The organism is Pedobacter terrae (assembly GCF_900100705.1).
Classification (GTDB): domain Bacteria; phylum Bacteroidota; class Bacteroidia; order Sphingobacteriales; family Sphingobacteriaceae; genus Pedobacter; species Pedobacter terrae.
Window position 1 is genome coordinate 1 of record NZ_FNCH01000009.1, and the last position, 15,427, is coordinate 15,427.

Genomic DNA, 15,427 nt, shown 5'->3' on the forward strand with positions numbered 1-15,427 from the left:
TTCATGAGTTATTTTGCCATCGGTCTACTCTCGATCCTTTTCACTTTATGCTTACTAAATTAAACATTTGTAAACATAGGAGCTATCGGATCAGGATGACGCATTCTTGATAGATTTTTAGCTACTAACTTCTAACACTGGAAAGACTCAACGTAAAAATCGTCATCTCGACAGAAGTAACACGCAGAGGTGAAATCCATCCTGCGTGAAAGACACTGTAGCAAATTCAGGGTGAAGTATTTTAATAGATCAAAAGCTTCTCTAAGCAGTATGATAACCATAATTCTACTGGAGTTTTCTTAATTTCGCAACATAAGCTTTAGAGATGAAATTTTACGATGCTACCAGAATATCGAGGTTAACTGCAATATTGACAAGCTTGCAAGGAAAAAAACTGGTAACAGCGAGTGAACTAGCCGCTAAATTTTCAGTAAGTGTACGCACCATTTACAGGGACTTAAAAACGCTGGAACTTGCAGGCATCCCTGTTTACACGGAAGAAGGAAAGGGATACAGCTTAATGGAAGGTTACAAGTTACCGCCCGTGATGTTTACCGAGCGTGAAGCAAATACCTTGATCACCATTGAGCATCTCATCCATAAAACAAGAGATACCTCTTTAATCAAAGAATATAATACAGCCCTCGATAAGATTAAGGCGGTTTTACGGGTAGGTACAAAAGAAAAAGTAGCGCTTTTATCAAAGCGTATAGCAATAAGCCCGGCATTTGCGACGCAAAACTCTAGCAACTCACTTACGCAAATCCAGACAGCACTAACAGATTTTAAAGTGTTGAAGATCAGTTATGAAAGTGGCAATCAAAAAAAAATAATAGAAAGAGAAATAGAACCGTTCGCCTTTTATTACAGTTTGGAAGAAAGTTGGTTGGTGATTGCTTTTTGCCGCTTAAGAAATGATTTTAGAATGTTCCGGCTGGATCGAATCCATTCATTGACGATGAGCGATGAAACATTCTCGCCGCATCAGATTACACTTGCTTCTTATCTGGAACAAAAACAAAAAAATTATACCCCTGACAAATAGCTGTCATTTAGCTTTCTGAAATTTGTCTAAAATAAATTAAAAGACAAATTATGAATCTCGTTTCAATCAGAATTATTACCAATGATGTAAGTAAATTAATGGAATTTTATGAGCAGATCACTCAACTGAAGGGTATCTGTTATACGGAAGACTTTGCAGAGATCCAAACGAAAAATGCAACACTTGCTATTGGAAGTACAAGAACATTGCAGTTTTTTGGAGGAGCAGAGGTCGCCATGGCAGCTCAAAACCGCACCGCAATTATTGAATTTATTACAGATAATGTGGACAGGATTTACGAAGAACAATCTGATTTTCTGGGCGACTTTTTAGTACAAAAGCCAACAACCATGCCTTGGGGGAACCGTTCTCTGTTGTTCCGTGACCCTGATGGGAATCTGGTTAATTTTTTTACTCCGGTGAGCACAGATGCAATCAAGAAATTTGAGGGTAAAATTTAGGGTCAGGGTTGACGATATTGCCGAAAATTTACAGATGCTAAGCTCTACCATTTGATTTTTCATGTAAGCATCGTCATCTCAACTAAAACGTAGTTTAAGAGAAAGATTTGTCCTGCAAGAGAGACCCTGAAACCAGTTCAGGGTGATGATATTGCCGAAAAATTTCTAGATGCTATGTTCTACCATTTGGAATTTTCATGTAGAAATCGTCATCTCGACTGAAACGTAGTGTAACGGAGAGATCTATCCTGTAAGGAGGTACCTGATGCGAGTTAGGTTGACGGTATTGCCGAAGATTTCCAGATGCTAAGTTCTACCATTTGGAATTTTCATGTAGAAATCGTCATCTCGACTGAAACGTAGTGTAACGGAGAGATCTGTCCTTCAAGAAAGATCCTGAAACCAGTTCAGGGTGATGATATTGCCGAAAAATTTCCAGATGCTATGTTCTACCATTTGGAGTGTTCATGCAGAAATCATCATCTCGACTGAAACGTAGTATAACATAGAGATCTATCCTGTAAGAACGACCCTGATACGGGTTCAGCGTGAGTAAAATTTAACTTCCCTTTACAGACTCAACCCGTATTCCCCATCTATATTTCCATTCTCTAAATGAGCAATTCGGAATATTTCTTTTGAAATAATGGCAATATTTTCTTTTAGCTCCTCCAGGTTACAATTTATGGCGCCAGTAAGAATGGGCAGTTCCATCATTTCTTCCACAAATTCTATTTTTAATGAACATCCTGGTGTTTCTTCTGCACTACCTTTTAACTGGGAGAAAATTTCGCTGGCTTCTTTTTTATCATTGCCAAGAGAAAATTTACCGTATGTGATTTTTCCAGCTGGTCCCTGAAGGCTGATGTTGATGATGAAACGGGTTTCCATAGCTAAACTGTCGTATTTTTTAATGGATTTGGGTACATGATCAAATAAAAAGTGCCGCATTTAGCGGCACTTTGGAATTATTGTATTTCGATCTGTCTGGTGACCGCTTTGGCTTCTTCCTTTTTTGGAATGTTAAGATGAAGTATGCCATCTGTATAAGCGGCCTGGATACGCTCAACGTCTGCACTCTCCGGAAGGGTAAATGCTCTGGTAAATGCTGAGTAACTATATTCCCTTCTGTTATAGGTTTTGCCTTCGTTATTGTTTTCGGTATGCTGAGCGGTAGAAATGGTCAGCATATCCTTTTCAATGGATACTTTGAAATCGTCTTTTTTTAATCCAGGCGCAGCCAGTTCGATGTGGTACTCTTCATTCGTTTCAGAAATGTTAACTGCTGGTACGCTGCTTAAGCGACGATCAGTAAAAAAGGTATCACCTAATACGGATTCAAAGATGTCATTAAAGCCTGGCAATAATGAACTGTTCTTTTTTTCTGGATTGAATTTAACCAATGTCATAGTTTTTCTCCTTTTAATGTTTTAATAATAAATGGACTATAAATCAATTAATTTAACGCTTTAACCTTTTTCCAAAGGTTACATTTCAAGTTTATCAAGCGCTGTGCCAATGCATTTCTGAGTGAATTTCAACTGTTTTTACTGAAAAATTTTCACTTTTTATGAAAAATTTTCAGTGCTAATGCTGAATTTTTTTCAGTTTTTGCCTGTGCTAATGGCTCTTTTCCCAGGAAATAATGATTCGCTGATCGGCTTGTACAAAACATTCTAAATCTTGCATTCCATTCTTTACCGTTTCTAATTTTCCGGGAGAGATGGTAAATTTTAGCTTTGGGTTTATTTTCTGTGTTCCGTTGGCGGTAATCCTTAATCTTGCCAATGTGCTCTGGTGGCCCTGCAGTGAAAATGTAATTTTACCTTTGCTTTTTCTGATGCCATGTATGGGCGCATCGCAAAATATTAAAAAAGATTCGCCATTAATTCTAATGTATTGGCGAGGCAATATACCAAAGGCATTGCCCGCTCCGTATACTTCCTGGCCAACGGTGGCGCTCTGTTCCGTTCCGTCATGCAGGTCTTCCAGTGCAATCCAAAGTTTCCGATCTACTTCGCCCATTTTTACCTCATCTGAAAGCATTTCAGGAGGAAGCATCGGTGGGTAATAGTAAGCCGCCCTGTTAATCAAAAACCGGGTATACTCAGCACATAATAATCTAACACTGTCGGGGATTTCAACACCAGCGGCATGGTCGAGGTAATCATGAAATGCGCAAAAAACTTCCTGCTCTTCGTAAGCCGCTGTGTATGGTGCGTCTATAAGCGGAAAAAGCGAAAAAAAGGTTGGAAAATGTTTTCCAAATCCATAGTTACAATCCCATAGCTGCACATTCTGGAAGATTGAAGCGAGACAGGTATAACTAAGTTCGAGATATTTTTTTTTGCCTGTTAGCTTGTATAGCCTTAATAGGGCGCCTGCGGAAAAGGCTGTGTTATTGGCCTGGTACATAAGTTTGAATCCGATTTTGACCAGTTTATTTGCAGCCTTTTCTGCTTCCAGGAGATATTTGTTGTTTTTGGTAAGCTCAAAGGCCTGTAACATGACATGTGCATAGAGTCCGGGCACGTCTTTTTCTCCACCTTCGCCGGGCTTGGTCTCTGCCTTGATAATTTCCAGCGTATCCATTTTATAAAAAACGGGCCAATCGTAATGGAATTTTTTTGCAACTTTGATCACAAAACCAAGTGAATCAAGAAATAAATCTTTGGCAACCTTATCGCCTTTTAGGGCCAATCTGGAAAGGTTGAGCATGGGGTGATGAAGGTACCAGGAATCCATAACCATAGGTATTTTCTGTTCTTCATCTCCTTTCAATTTCGACTCTGCAGCGGGGTGCCAGCGCATTAAGGTCTTTAATTTTTGATTATAAAACGATGGCAGACCTTCTTTTATGGTTTTTATTACATCAAGGCTTTTGCCACTCCATTCTACATAATCCTGCAGTGGCAAAAGAACAGCCAGTTGGACCATAATTTCGGGTGGCGTTTCATAATCGCTAACATAGGCATTGAAATAGCGATGTCCATCAAGTTGCGACCAGCACCCCGGGCTTTCAATCAGGTCTTTCATGCCTTTCTCCAATATTTCGGGCCAGTTTTTATAACTTGTTTCAGGTTTTTCAATTCTGGTGTAAATGGAGGCGAGCATATCAAGATAATCCCTGCTGAGATTATCCTTACTTTTTTTGTATTCTTTAAAGCAGACCAATGCATCGCTGAGCTGAATTTCGGTTCCCTTAGCCAGTTCCTGGGTAGGTGAGGGTGGAAGTGCAAGCCCAACTTCCGGAACCTCTCCACCAACTACATCCCCTAGGGAAGTTCCCGTTTGCTCCGCATACGGACATAAACTGGTCAGATTCTGGAAATATAACATTCTTAAAGAGCGTTCAGGAAAATCCACGTACAAAAGGCCAGTACGGTTTCCTACCTGACTATGCCGGATATCCCCCATATCCTTTTGAGGACTTGAAAGACTGCCGATGGTTAGGATATCCCTCGGCCAGAATGGAATTGTTGTCGCTTCCCGAAGCTTTAATGTGCAGCTGTATTTCAAAATGGCAAAATCATCCTCCTCAATAGAAATCTTGATTTTGAACTCGCCCATGGTGGTGGATGCCGTAAAATGAATCTGATCTGCTGACTGCCTGATTTTCAGGTTTTCTAAGTTTCCACCGGGAGAAAAACAGGTACGGAAAAATATAGGTTCACAATTTTTCTTTTCAAGCTTTATCCATAAAGAATCGCCTGTATCTATGATCTTAAAGTTTAATTTTTGGATAGTTGTTTGATCATGTTCAGTATAGTTGCCCCTGAACCGGTCCATTGCATTAATGGCCCAAGGAGATATTCCTTTCATAGATTTAAGGTTAATGTTTTAATTGGTCAATCCTATCACTTAGCTTATCATCATGACGATCAGAAAGACAAAAAAATGGTTAGCACAACTTTAATTCATCTACAAAGAATTAATGAAATTCAGTGTTAAATTTTTGGGTTGATATCCAATAAACAAGCTGAATGGGGCGATGGTTTTGACGGTTACTTTTTGATCGTCACTAAACAATTGTAATCATGATGTCGCAGTGACCGTGGTATTCATCATTGTAATCTGAAAAGTAGACCAGTAAGGGATCTATTCTAAAATAGTAGTTAGGAGCTTAAATCAGCAAATGAATGGTAAATTAACATTACTGAGTGCGTTCAAAATAAATGATGTTATTATCAAAGACGCCCTGATAAGGATTGCCTTTTGCCTGGAAACCATTGGCTATCAGAAATCGCTGACTGCTAACAGTAGCCGTAGTAGAAAAGATAATACCACGATGATGATTAATTTTTTTAAGCAACAGCTGTTTTAATGTGGTACCAATTCCGTTTTTACGAACTGATTCTTGAGTGAATGAATAACCGATCTCTAAAAATGGTTTATATATTTCAGTAATAATCCCAGCTTTATTATATACTTCTTGTAGGTAAGATGGCGTTGGCCTTTTAATGGCCGAAATACCGACCAGTTTTTTGCCGTTGTAGCAGAAAGCCAGGAACGCTGCATTGAAAATTTTCAAGGGCAGATCAACAGGTAAAACTTTATTTCCCTTTCTTAATAATAAATAGAATTGATGAAGCTGGATAATCGTACAATCGCATGGCCTTTTGATTTCGAAATGGCAATTACCAAGAAAGTTCGGCTGATCGCCATAATCTTGATGAAATGCCAGCCCGGTAGATATATTGAGATTCATCAGCAGAGATGTAGTTAATGATTAAATGCCGCTTTTGTAGCAATTTATTTTCATTTAGTACTAAAGGATGTTCTTAAAGGGCCTGATAGGGCAAGCATTTCGCATACCTTGTCGTTCCAGTCTATCAATGCATCTTCAGGTGAGGTACCGAGGCCCGAAACGTCATGCTCCTCTTCAAAAGATAATACGGCATAAAAGCAATCGCCATCCTGATAGACGGAGGGTTTAAACTGCATTACAAAAGTGGGTAACCTGTATCTGTTGTAATCAAAATCTACCAGTTTTCCTGGAATTGTTCGGACCTGATGTTTCATAACCTGATGTTTTACTAAAACATTAATGTTTACCCATTTTCTGACGGTAAACAAGCGTATTTGTAAATTAGGTAAGCCGTGTTTCCTTAAGGTTATCAGGTTGTTGTTTGTTTGTTAAATATTGACAGCTTTGGTAATGGAGAAGATAAACTTTCTGCTGTATTAATCTTTTTGGCATATATACAGTCGAACCTAGCTGATATGGCACTAACAATGAATCTTGGAAAGAAAAAATCAGATACATCAGATAAAAACGGCGATGGGCCGGGTAAAAGTAACTTTCCTGTAAGCATGATCATTTTTATCCTGATACTTAGTGTCCTACTAATGATCCTGATCTTATTTAAAGTTTAATATAGTGTTGCTTTATTAGCGTATAAATAAGTGAGGTTCTATTAAGATTAATCTTTTATCTACGGCTTAATCGGCTCATCTTGCAAGTAGAAGATCAATTCTCCGCCATGAACCAAAGATTGATGTGTAACTTGATTTTTGGTTAAACTTTTTCCATTTAAAGTGACTTTAGAACTGTAAATAGATTTTTTACTTCTTCTGATGGTTGTTATGGTTAATTTTTTGCCATTGTGAAAAGATATTACCGCCTGTTTAAATAAGGGACTGGTAAGTTGGTAATTTCCCGAAACGGGATCTACCGGATAAAAACCCAGCGCAGCGAATACATACCAGGCTGACATTTGCCCGGCATCATCATTACCACTTAAACCGCCGGCACCTTCACTGTATTCTTCTGCCAGAATGCGCGATACCTGCAGTTGCGTTTTCCATGGCGAATAGGTATAATTATACAGAAAAGGAATCTGATGACCAGGTTCATTACCATGCCAGTACTCCTTTTTAGCAAATAGCGAATCGAGTTCGTTCTCGAGTTTTTTTTCGCCACCCATCAGCTTAATCAGTCCGGGGATATCGTGTGGAACGTAAAAGGTGTATTGCCTTGGGGTTCCTTCCGTAATATAGAGTTCGCGGTGATCAGGATAAAAAGGTGTGTACCAGCTGCTATCTGCAAACCTGCCCCTAACCATTCCTTCCTGTTGATCGAATACATTTTTATAGTTTAAAGCCCTTTTCATCAGTTGCTTATAATCCGACTCTTTACCCAGGTCTTTCGCTACAGTGGCTAAAGCATAATCATCGTAGGCATACTCAAGGGTTCTGCTCACTTGTTCTCTTTTATGAAAAGCATCAGGAATACTATCCTCCATCGGGATATAACCATATTTAAGGTAACTATCAATGCCCCGGCGACCTTTACCGTTGAGGTACTGAGCCGAATCGGGCATTTGAAATGCATTTTGGCGCATCAATCTATAGGCTTCCTTTACATCGTAATCGCGAATACCTTTGTTATAAGCCGAGGCTAAAAAAGCAGTAGCATGGTCGCCAATCATGGCTGCAGTATAATTATTCCAGCAGGGAAAAATAGGAAGCCAACCACCTTGTTGTCCTTTCAGAACCAATGAATTTGCAAAATCGTTGGCCAGATCGGGTTTTAAGAGTTCTACAAGTGGCAATTGGGCCCGGTAAATATCCCACATCGAAAAATCATCATAATAATTGCCCTTTTTTAATTTTTTTTTGATGTAATTGCCTGCAAACTGAGGGTATCCACCATCTACATCATTAAATAACCGTGGGTGCTGTTGCGCATGGTAAAGTGCAGTGTAGAAAATCCGCTTATTTTTTTCGCCAGGGTCATTAACCTTAATCTGCCCAAGCGACCGCTCCCAAAGCTGATTTGTTTTAGACACAATCGCTGTTAAAACAGCGCCGTTGATTTCGGTTTCGAGGTTAAGTTTTGCTGCTGCTATACTGGTGAAGGAAGTACCGGCATAAATACTAATGCTTTCTCCTTTTTGTAGCTTAAAACCCAGATATGTACCTACATCTTTCCGGTTTTTGATGGATTGATCTGCGGAAACACTGGCACCGTTAAATACGCCACTTTTTGTAAAAACTTTGCTTATGCGGATAAAAAAATAGCCGCTAAAGCCAGCAGGCTGTCCCCATCCCTGATAAATGCGATGGACAGGATTGTAACCGGAAATTTCACCTTTTTGGCGGTCAATTTTGATATAGCCTTTGGCCTGGTCGCTATTTGGGGTAATTAATAAGTAAACACTATCTGCCTTTAATGCTGTAACTTTGATCAGGCCACAACGCAACGTTGCGGTAGCCTCAGTAAGGAGGTTATAGCCTGGTAAACTGGTTTTATAATAAGAGGGGGTGGCAACCTCACCAGCATGAGTATAATCTGCAGCATAATCTGTAGCGCTGGTTTTCAGTTTTCCAGAGATTGGCATAATGGTAAAGCTGCCATAATCTTGTGTACACGAACCGCTGATCCAGTGACTGGCCCTGATGCCATAAAATTTCTTATTGTTATAGTAATAGGGGGCCAGGCATTTTTTTTCAGAAAGCTGGGTTTGTGGGGTCCACTGGGTCATGCTAAAAGGTGGCGACACCGCGGGTATGGTATTAGCCAGCCTTTCTGTTTTATCTTCTATATGCTGACTGGCGAGTGTGGTACTGGCGGATGTGCCTGAAAATGGCTGCACGTATTTGATAAATGTGTTGCTTTGTGCATAAGCATGAATGATTAATCCATTATAAAAACAAAATGCTAATAATAAAACCCTAAGAAACAGTTTGTTATTTGCGTTTTTTTGCATTTTGTTTTTTATATGGTTATGGAATTTATTTATTAAACTTCAATATGGTTATTATAGCTTTTTTTATGGTTTCTTAGGCTGATGGGCTTCGCCAATAATTTTACGATATTTTTTATGCAAATCAGTTGCCGTATTAACCGGATTTCCTACTGGAGTTAAGGCATAATCTTTTCTTTGATTTACCCATTTCCATTCCCATTTGCTTACTTCATCGTTAAATTTAGTGATGTCGAGCTCAGTTTTATTTGAAATAGACTGTTCCAGTCGGCTAAAAAACATTTCCCATCTTGGTTTATAAAAATCATTCATCAGTCCGCTCCATTGCCTGCACGCATACTCATTTAAAGGATTTTTGGCATCACCCCATAAAGTAATTAAATCCTTTGCATTCATTTCATACAAAGCTTTTTCCTGTTCATTGTTTCCCTGTTTACGGGCATCATTTACCCAAGGACCAAGCATGAAATCTTTTCGCGTAGCCAATAATTTGTCCATGTCTCCGATCAAAGTGATAAACGCTTTGCTTGCCGTTTGGAAAGCTTTTAGGTTTTTATTTCGATAGGCTTCTACAGCTTTTCTTTGTAATGGAAGCGCATAATTGGCCAGTACTTGTCTGGTCACATCAATAAGGTCATATTGGTAACCATCACTTTGCCTGCAATCTGCTGCTGCGTTAATGAGTTCATCCCAGGCGGGTAATAAATCGCGTTCATTATAATTTAATGTAGTTCTGGCCCAGCGAGTCATAGAATCTAATGTTGGCCGACCTTGTATGATAGACTCGGCACCATCTCTAACGTATTTATCAGCAGGTACACTATAAACGGTTTTTCTAAGTGTTTTCCAGGCTTTTAACGAGTTTGCATTTTTTTTACCGTAACGGTTAAAAACGTATTGAGGTAACCAGGTTTCCAGGTCTATTGGTGTAGAACGCCAAACATTTTCCATCATCAACTCGTACATGACCGGATTCTGTTCTATGCCTTCCATAGTTAAACCAATACCATTCATTTTACCGCTTTTCGGATCTTTTAAAGCCTGTGCAGGTGCTGTCGCTACCACATCCATTCTTCCAAATAAATTGGTGTTTCCACCAAAGTTGTTCAGCATATTCCAAATCCATGGCTTTCCATAAAAACCTTCGGTACGTTTCCAAACAGGTTCAATTTCTGTAGCTAAATCCAATAAAATCATCTTATCGTTTGGAACCGCCTTTAACAAAGCTTCAGTTTGTGCCTCTTTCCAGAATTTTCTATCGCTGTAAAATAACCAGCCTTGCATTACCCAAACCGCTTTAGGATCAGCTTGCGACATGCCATCATAAATTCTGGCGCTTAACTTACTCAAAAATTCAGGTTCCGAAGATGGTGGCTCGTTTTCATTAAAGGTATCAGCAGAATATAAATGGTCTGTACCAAGCATTTCAGTTTGCTTTTGTAAAAACTTCTTTCCGATCTCGGCAAACATTGGATCTTCCGAATCAAGTATATAAGTATCTGCAAAACCATTTGTCCAGTTGGTGGCTTTAAGTTTAGCGTTCGGAAATTTATTTTTAAAGGCCGCGGGTACATGGCCTGTAAATGCCGGAAGTACGGGTTTCATGCCTAAGGCTCTTTCACGGTTCAAAATTTTCTTTTGTAATTCGAAATGGCTTTTCATCCAGCTTACCGGAAGCGGGCCACCCCAGCCATCAATATTACCCATCCAAAACCACGAGAAATAAGCCGGGCCGGTAAAAAAACCTTTAAGTTCATCATCCGAAAAGCCCATTTCTTTATACAGCAGGTACCAGGTATATTCTTCGCCGGTAATGGCAAGAGGCATGTTAATACCATGTAATGCCATCCAGTCTATTTCCTTTTCCCAACGCGCCCAATCCCACCAGCTCATGCTGTAATTAAACGTACAATAATTAAGATAATACCGATATTCATAAGGTGTTTCTTTCCTCACTTTTTTTTCAAGCTTGGGTAACGTTTGCGGAACATTCAGGTTAGTGCCATTCCAGGTGATTTGGCAATGCGCATATTCTGTTAAGTAGTGATAAAAAGCAGATGCTAATGCAACTCCATTGTTTCCGCGAAGAATGATTTGGTTGTTTTTGGATTCTATCTCGAAAACATCTTTTCCCTTAACATCAGAAAGTTTTTCTGTTGAAAATGACTTTCCGTGTTTGGGTAATACCCGTTCTATGAGTTGGTTTGAAGTATTTAAAAAATCCTGAGCAAGTGCCCTGTTAAAGAACAGGGAAACGAGTGCAACTGAAAAGTATAATTTTAATTTCATATCAAATTTTTAGGAACCACCTTTTATCGTAGAAGAACTTTAATAAAAACAGTTGAATCAATAATACTCCCGTCCATAAAGCGGCTTCATGCCATAGGGGAGGGATGAGGTTTATTAAACCACCAAACAAGAAAGTGGATGATGATTCGAAGTTGAAAAGTCCGTGTGCACAAACATAAATAAGAATACTGTTTGTGCCCATCCATACAAACGGGATACTCCAGCTGGAAAATGAGCGGACATCGATAATATAGTAAAATAAGGTGAACAATATTATGCTCCAGCCTCCGGCAAATAAAACGAACGAGCTGGTCCACATGGTTTTATTAATCGGAAAAATGAAGTTCCATAACAAACCAAGTCCAATGCTCAGCAATCCGCTGCTGATTAAAGCAACTACTTTCTGGTTTGTTGTAAAGTTAAAACTGGTTGATTTGATAAAAGCTCCCGCAAAAATGCCAAGCATTGCCGAACATATGGCGGGTATGGTACTTAATAGTCCTTCAGGATCGTAAATGGTTCGATGAAGTTTACCTGGTAGAAATAGTCTGTCAAAATAAGCCGACAGATTTCCTTCTGGCGTAAAAACTCCGGGTCCGAAATGCGGGACAGGCACAAATACCATCAACAAATCATATCCGATTAGGATTGCTGCAAACCAAAAAATCATTCCCCGAAACGAACAATTTAAATAGATAATGGCCGCAAAAAAAGTGGATAAAGCTATCCGGCCCAATACACTGGCAAAACGAGTATTTTCATATCCGTTCCATTTTAATAGTCCGTTGACGATGAAGCCTAAAATGATGAGAATGAGGGTTCTTTTGAGTAGCGGAAAATATATTTTTAATGATGAATGTTTGTTTTTCTCTCTTTCAGCAAAGTATTTCTGATAGGAGTAAGGCATGGATACTCCGGAGATAAATATGAACAAAGGAAAGATCAGATCATAAAAAGTAAAACCATTCCATGGAGAATGATGCAGTTGATTGCTTATCCCGATAAAAAATTTTTCAAAGAAAGATAAGCTATCATTTGTAGCAATGGTCCAGTCAACCGGGTTTCTTTTTAAAGCATGCCTGTTCATGATTCCGGTGGCAAGGCCGTGGAATATTCCCTCCCCACTTACGATCCAGAACATGTCGAAACCGCGTAAAGCATCCAGCGAAATTAATCTTTTGGGCTTTTCTACCTTTTCGTCAATATTTTTTGTTTCAATAGCTATCATTAAAGGCTTACTTCTTGATTAAAGTATTATAAATAACCTCACCTTCCTCATTAATTACCTGTACGCGTAACTGGTCTTTGTTTACCGAAAATAGCATAAAGCCATATTCTGATGCAACCATTTGTGCTTCTGGTATCAGCTTAACAGGTGTTTTTTCTGATGCACTTCCGGAAATAAAATGATGGGTTTTACCTGCTGGCTTAAGATATTGTAAACTGTGTTCGTGACCCGTTAAATAAACATCAACACCATATTTATCTAGTATGGGTTTTAATGTGCTTCTGATTGCTTTGGTATCATATCCATCTGTACGGCTACCACCTGTAAACATAGGGTGATGACCTACAACAATTTTCCATTTAATTGAAGGATCCTGATCTGCAAGGGTTTTAACCAGCCACTTTTTCTGGCCAGTGGTGTCTTGTCCCTTAACGTTTGGTCCGTATTCTGCGTTTTTATTAAACTCTGGGATCAGCGGATTTGTATCAATAAAGGCTATCAATACCTGATTATTTACATCGCCGTTAATGGCAAACTTTTTTGAATAATAACGGGCGGGCATTTTCCATCTTCTGCTTATTTTCGAATAGGCTACCTGCGCATCAGGATTGGATTTATAATCATGGTTTCCTAATACCACATACCAATCCCACTGTAAAGAAAAGTCGGTGTATATATCTTCAAAAGAGTACTTAAATGATGGATCCTGCGGACTGATTACACCACTAGGGTAGAAGTTATCGCCGGTAGAAATGATAAACTGAGCTTTAACATCAGCGGCGGTAATGCCCATTTGTTTGGCAACTGGTTTCTGGTGATCAGCGCCATTTCGGCCCCAATCTCCTAACGCAAGAAACTGTAATGCACCAGGATCTTTGACCAAAGTTTTACTGGCAGCAACAGCTTCAGTTTGGTTTTTAGTAATGACTTGGGCATAAAGCGTACCGATAGAGAGAAGCGGAATAAAGAAAAGTAGTCGTTTGATCATCGTTTTAAATATAGTTGCAAAGAAAGATAATGAAGTGTTAAAATAGAAATTTCTCCAGACGATCGGTCTGGAGAAATTTTATTTTTTTAAAGCTAAATTTAATTGTAGCCTGGGTTTTGTTTCAATTTTGGATTGAGAATTAGCGCCGAGGCCGGAATAGGCATTAACCGATGGAAAAGCTGTGCATCTGTTTTAAAGCCCCATGTGCCTTCATACTTGCCAAAACGGATCATGTCGTTACGGTGCCAGCATTCCCAGGAGAACTCTCTGCAACGCTCTTTGTATAAATCTTCCAGCGTAACGGAAGTCCAGGCTGGTGAAGTCGTGCGAACTGCTCTTAATTGATTGACTAATGATAAAGCGGTTTGGCCTTGCGTAGGTGTAGCTCCACGAAGGATTGCTTCCGCTTTCATCAAGAGGATATCTGAATACCTAAAAACGGGCACATCATTATTTTGATTTCTGCTGGATGAGGTACTATCGCAGTAAAATTTATTATTTCTGTATCCCATATTCCAGGCAATTTCATCGTTTCCTGCATCAAAAGGTCTTGCTGCATCTCTAAGTGTAACCGTTGGCGTGATATCAACCTGATAAGTAATGGGAGCTGAACCGTCCGAACCGGCGTAAAACTGATCATAACCTTTTTTTGTAGTGGCTACAGTAACTGGTTTACCATCGTAATAAGTCTGTAATCCTTTAATCCATTGTGCATTTCTTTTATCATTAGGATCATTAAAATTAGCGTAGTATTCTGGCATGGTGCTCATTGGTGCACTTGGCGTAAACTTTAAGCTATATTTTTGCTGTAAAGAGCGGGGTAATGAGTAACGGGAATAAATCATGGTACCATTGCTAAAACCTGGGTCGAAAGGAATGGCGAAAATGAATTCTTTAATCTGAGGTCCGTTATCAATAAAAAACATTTTTCTATAATCGCTTTCTAAGCTGTAAGGTGAACCTGGTGCAGCAATAATAGCATCGCAAGCAGCTACCGCCTCGTTGTATTTAGCGGTACCAATATAAACTTCGGCATTGATATACATTTTTGCCAAAATAGCATAAGCGGTGTATTTATTAGGGCGACCATAAGTTGCAGCACCTGTTGCGCTACTTAGGTTTGGTAATACTTCCTTAAGTTCAGCTTCAATAAAATTGAATACTTCTGCTCTTGTTTTGGTTTCTGGTGGAGTGGTTTGGCCAAAACTGGTTACAACAGGTATGTTTCCCCATAAATCCATCATTAGGAAAAACGCCAATGCTCTTGTAGCCCTTAGTTCGGCTACTGCAGCTGTTTTTGCAGGAGATTCAGGTGCATCTTTCAATAAGAACAAACTTTGATTTGCCTTACTGATTGTTCCCGAAAGCCAGCCCCAGCCACTACCCACATGTCCGTTATCTTTCGTCCAGGTATGCTTATGGTGGTTTTCAAATACGCCACCATCGTACCAGTTACCACCACGGGCAGGCATGATGGCTTCATCAGTACTTAATGACTGCATGAAAAAATAATCCGTACTCCAGTTTTGACGCAACTGAACGTAAACCTGGCCGGTAAGTTGAATATAATGTTGCTCGGTTTGTGGGAATGTTTCCGGAGTTAATTGTGTTTCCACTTTCAAATCCAGTTTATGGCAGGAAGTCAATACGCCTAGCGATAAAGCTGTTCCCGCGATATATTTGATAAGATTTTTCATCTTCTTAATT

The 15,427-nt window shown here is 39.4% G+C and carries 12 protein-coding genes; 2 read left to right on the forward strand and 10 right to left on the reverse strand.

Annotated elements, in window-relative coordinates; genetic code table 11:
• Positions 1–325: 325 nt before the first annotated feature.
• Together BLR60_RS12575 and BLR60_RS12580 are read left to right on the forward strand one after the other, a co-directional pair.
• Complete coding sequence (locus BLR60_RS12575; RefSeq protein WP_090500329.1) at positions 326–1,045, forward strand: helix-turn-helix transcriptional regulator; 720 nt, start codon at positions 326–328, stop codon at positions 1,043–1,045.
• A 50-nt stretch (positions 1,046–1,095) separates the two neighbouring features.
• Positions 1,096–1,506, forward strand: coding sequence for a VOC family protein (locus BLR60_RS12580; protein ID WP_090500331.1), 411 nt, complete (start codon positions 1,096–1,098; stop codon positions 1,504–1,506).
• A gap of 570 nt (positions 1,507–2,076) precedes the next feature.
• On the opposite strand, the gene BLR60_RS12585 is transcribed toward BLR60_RS12580, so the two are convergent.
• From BLR60_RS12585 to BLR60_RS12635, 10 genes are all read right to left on the reverse strand, one after another.
• Positions 2,077–2,457, reverse strand: coding sequence for a hypothetical protein (locus BLR60_RS12585; RefSeq protein ID WP_090500333.1), 381 nt, complete (start codon positions 2,455–2,457; stop codon positions 2,077–2,079).
• 17 nt (positions 2,458–2,474) lie between these two features.
• Positions 2,475–2,915, reverse strand: a complete 441-nt coding sequence (locus tag BLR60_RS12590) for an Hsp20/alpha crystallin family protein (RefSeq protein WP_090500335.1) — start codon at positions 2,913–2,915, stop codon at positions 2,475–2,477.
• A gap of 211 nt (positions 2,916–3,126) precedes the next feature.
• The gene (locus BLR60_RS12595) at positions 3,127–5,328 is read right to left on the reverse strand and encodes a hypothetical protein (protein ID WP_090500337.1); all 2,202 of its coding nucleotides are present in this window, start codon (positions 5,326–5,328) and stop codon (positions 3,127–3,129) included.
• 331 nt (positions 5,329–5,659) lie between these two features.
• On the reverse strand, positions 5,660–6,214 hold the full coding sequence (locus BLR60_RS12600; protein WP_090500339.1) for a hypothetical protein: 555 nt from the start codon (positions 6,212–6,214) through the stop codon (positions 5,660–5,662).
• A 50-nt stretch (positions 6,215–6,264) separates the two neighbouring features.
• Positions 6,265–6,528, reverse strand: a complete 264-nt coding sequence (locus BLR60_RS12605; RefSeq protein WP_143009074.1) for a hypothetical protein — start codon at positions 6,526–6,528, stop codon at positions 6,265–6,267.
• Positions 6,529–6,941: 413 nt separating this feature from the next.
• On the reverse strand, positions 6,942–9,218 hold the full coding sequence (locus tag BLR60_RS12615; RefSeq protein WP_090500345.1) for a GH92 family glycosyl hydrolase: 2,277 nt from the start codon (positions 9,216–9,218) through the stop codon (positions 6,942–6,944).
• Between the two features lie 63 nt (positions 9,219–9,281).
• Positions 9,282–11,504 (reverse strand): alpha-N-acetylglucosaminidase, encoded by a 2,223-nt coding sequence (locus BLR60_RS12620; protein ID WP_090500347.1) that lies wholly within the window; start codon positions 11,502–11,504, stop codon positions 9,282–9,284.
• Position 11,505: 1 nt separating this feature from the next.
• Entirely contained in the window at positions 11,506–12,732 is a 1,227-nt protein-coding gene (locus BLR60_RS12625) for an acyltransferase family protein (protein ID WP_090500349.1), read from the reverse strand.
• Between the two features lie 7 nt (positions 12,733–12,739).
• Positions 12,740–13,720 (reverse strand): purple acid phosphatase family protein, encoded by a 981-nt coding sequence (locus BLR60_RS12630; RefSeq protein WP_090500351.1) that lies wholly within the window; start codon positions 13,718–13,720, stop codon positions 12,740–12,742.
• A 98-nt stretch (positions 13,721–13,818) separates the two neighbouring features.
• Positions 13,819–15,417: a RagB/SusD family nutrient uptake outer membrane protein gene (locus BLR60_RS12635; protein ID WP_090500353.1), complete on the reverse strand. Its 1,599-nt coding sequence runs from the start codon at positions 15,415–15,417 to the stop codon at positions 13,819–13,821.
• Positions 15,418–15,427 lie beyond the last annotated feature (10 nt).

Excerpts from the sequence above, each read along its gene's own strand:
- BLR60_RS12575 (WP_090500329.1), top strand. The coding sequence starts at position 326 with ATGAAATTTTACGATGCTACCAGAATATCGAGGTTAACTGCAATATTG.
- BLR60_RS12580 (WP_090500331.1), top strand. The coding sequence starts at position 1,096 with ATGAATCTCGTTTCAATCAGAATTATTACCAATGATGTAAGTAAATTA.
- BLR60_RS12585 (WP_090500333.1), bottom strand. The coding sequence starts at position 2,457 with ATGCGGCACTTTTTATTTGATCATGTACCCAAATCCATTAAAAAATAC.
- BLR60_RS12590 (WP_090500335.1), bottom strand. The coding sequence starts at position 2,915 with ATGACATTGGTTAAATTCAATCCAGAAAAAAAGAACAGTTCATTATTG.
- BLR60_RS12595 (WP_090500337.1), bottom strand. The coding sequence starts at position 5,328 with ATGAAAGGAATATCTCCTTGGGCCATTAATGCAATGGACCGGTTCAGG.
- BLR60_RS12600 (WP_090500339.1), bottom strand. The coding sequence starts at position 6,214 with ATGAATCTCAATATATCTACCGGGCTGGCATTTCATCAAGATTATGGC.
- BLR60_RS12605 (WP_143009074.1), bottom strand. The coding sequence starts at position 6,528 with ATGAAACATCAGGTCCGAACAATTCCAGGAAAACTGGTAGATTTTGAT.
- BLR60_RS12615 (WP_090500345.1), bottom strand. The coding sequence starts at position 9,218 with ATGCAAAAAAACGCAAATAACAAACTGTTTCTTAGGGTTTTATTATTA.
- BLR60_RS12620 (WP_090500347.1), bottom strand. The coding sequence starts at position 11,504 with ATGAAATTAAAATTATACTTTTCAGTTGCACTCGTTTCCCTGTTCTTT.
- BLR60_RS12625 (WP_090500349.1), bottom strand. The coding sequence starts at position 12,732 with ATGATAGCTATTGAAACAAAAAATATTGACGAAAAGGTAGAAAAGCCC.
- BLR60_RS12630 (WP_090500351.1), bottom strand. The coding sequence starts at position 13,720 with ATGATCAAACGACTACTTTTCTTTATTCCGCTTCTCTCTATCGGTACG.
- BLR60_RS12635 (WP_090500353.1), bottom strand. The coding sequence starts at position 15,417 with ATGAAAAATCTTATCAAATATATCGCGGGAACAGCTTTATCGCTAGGC.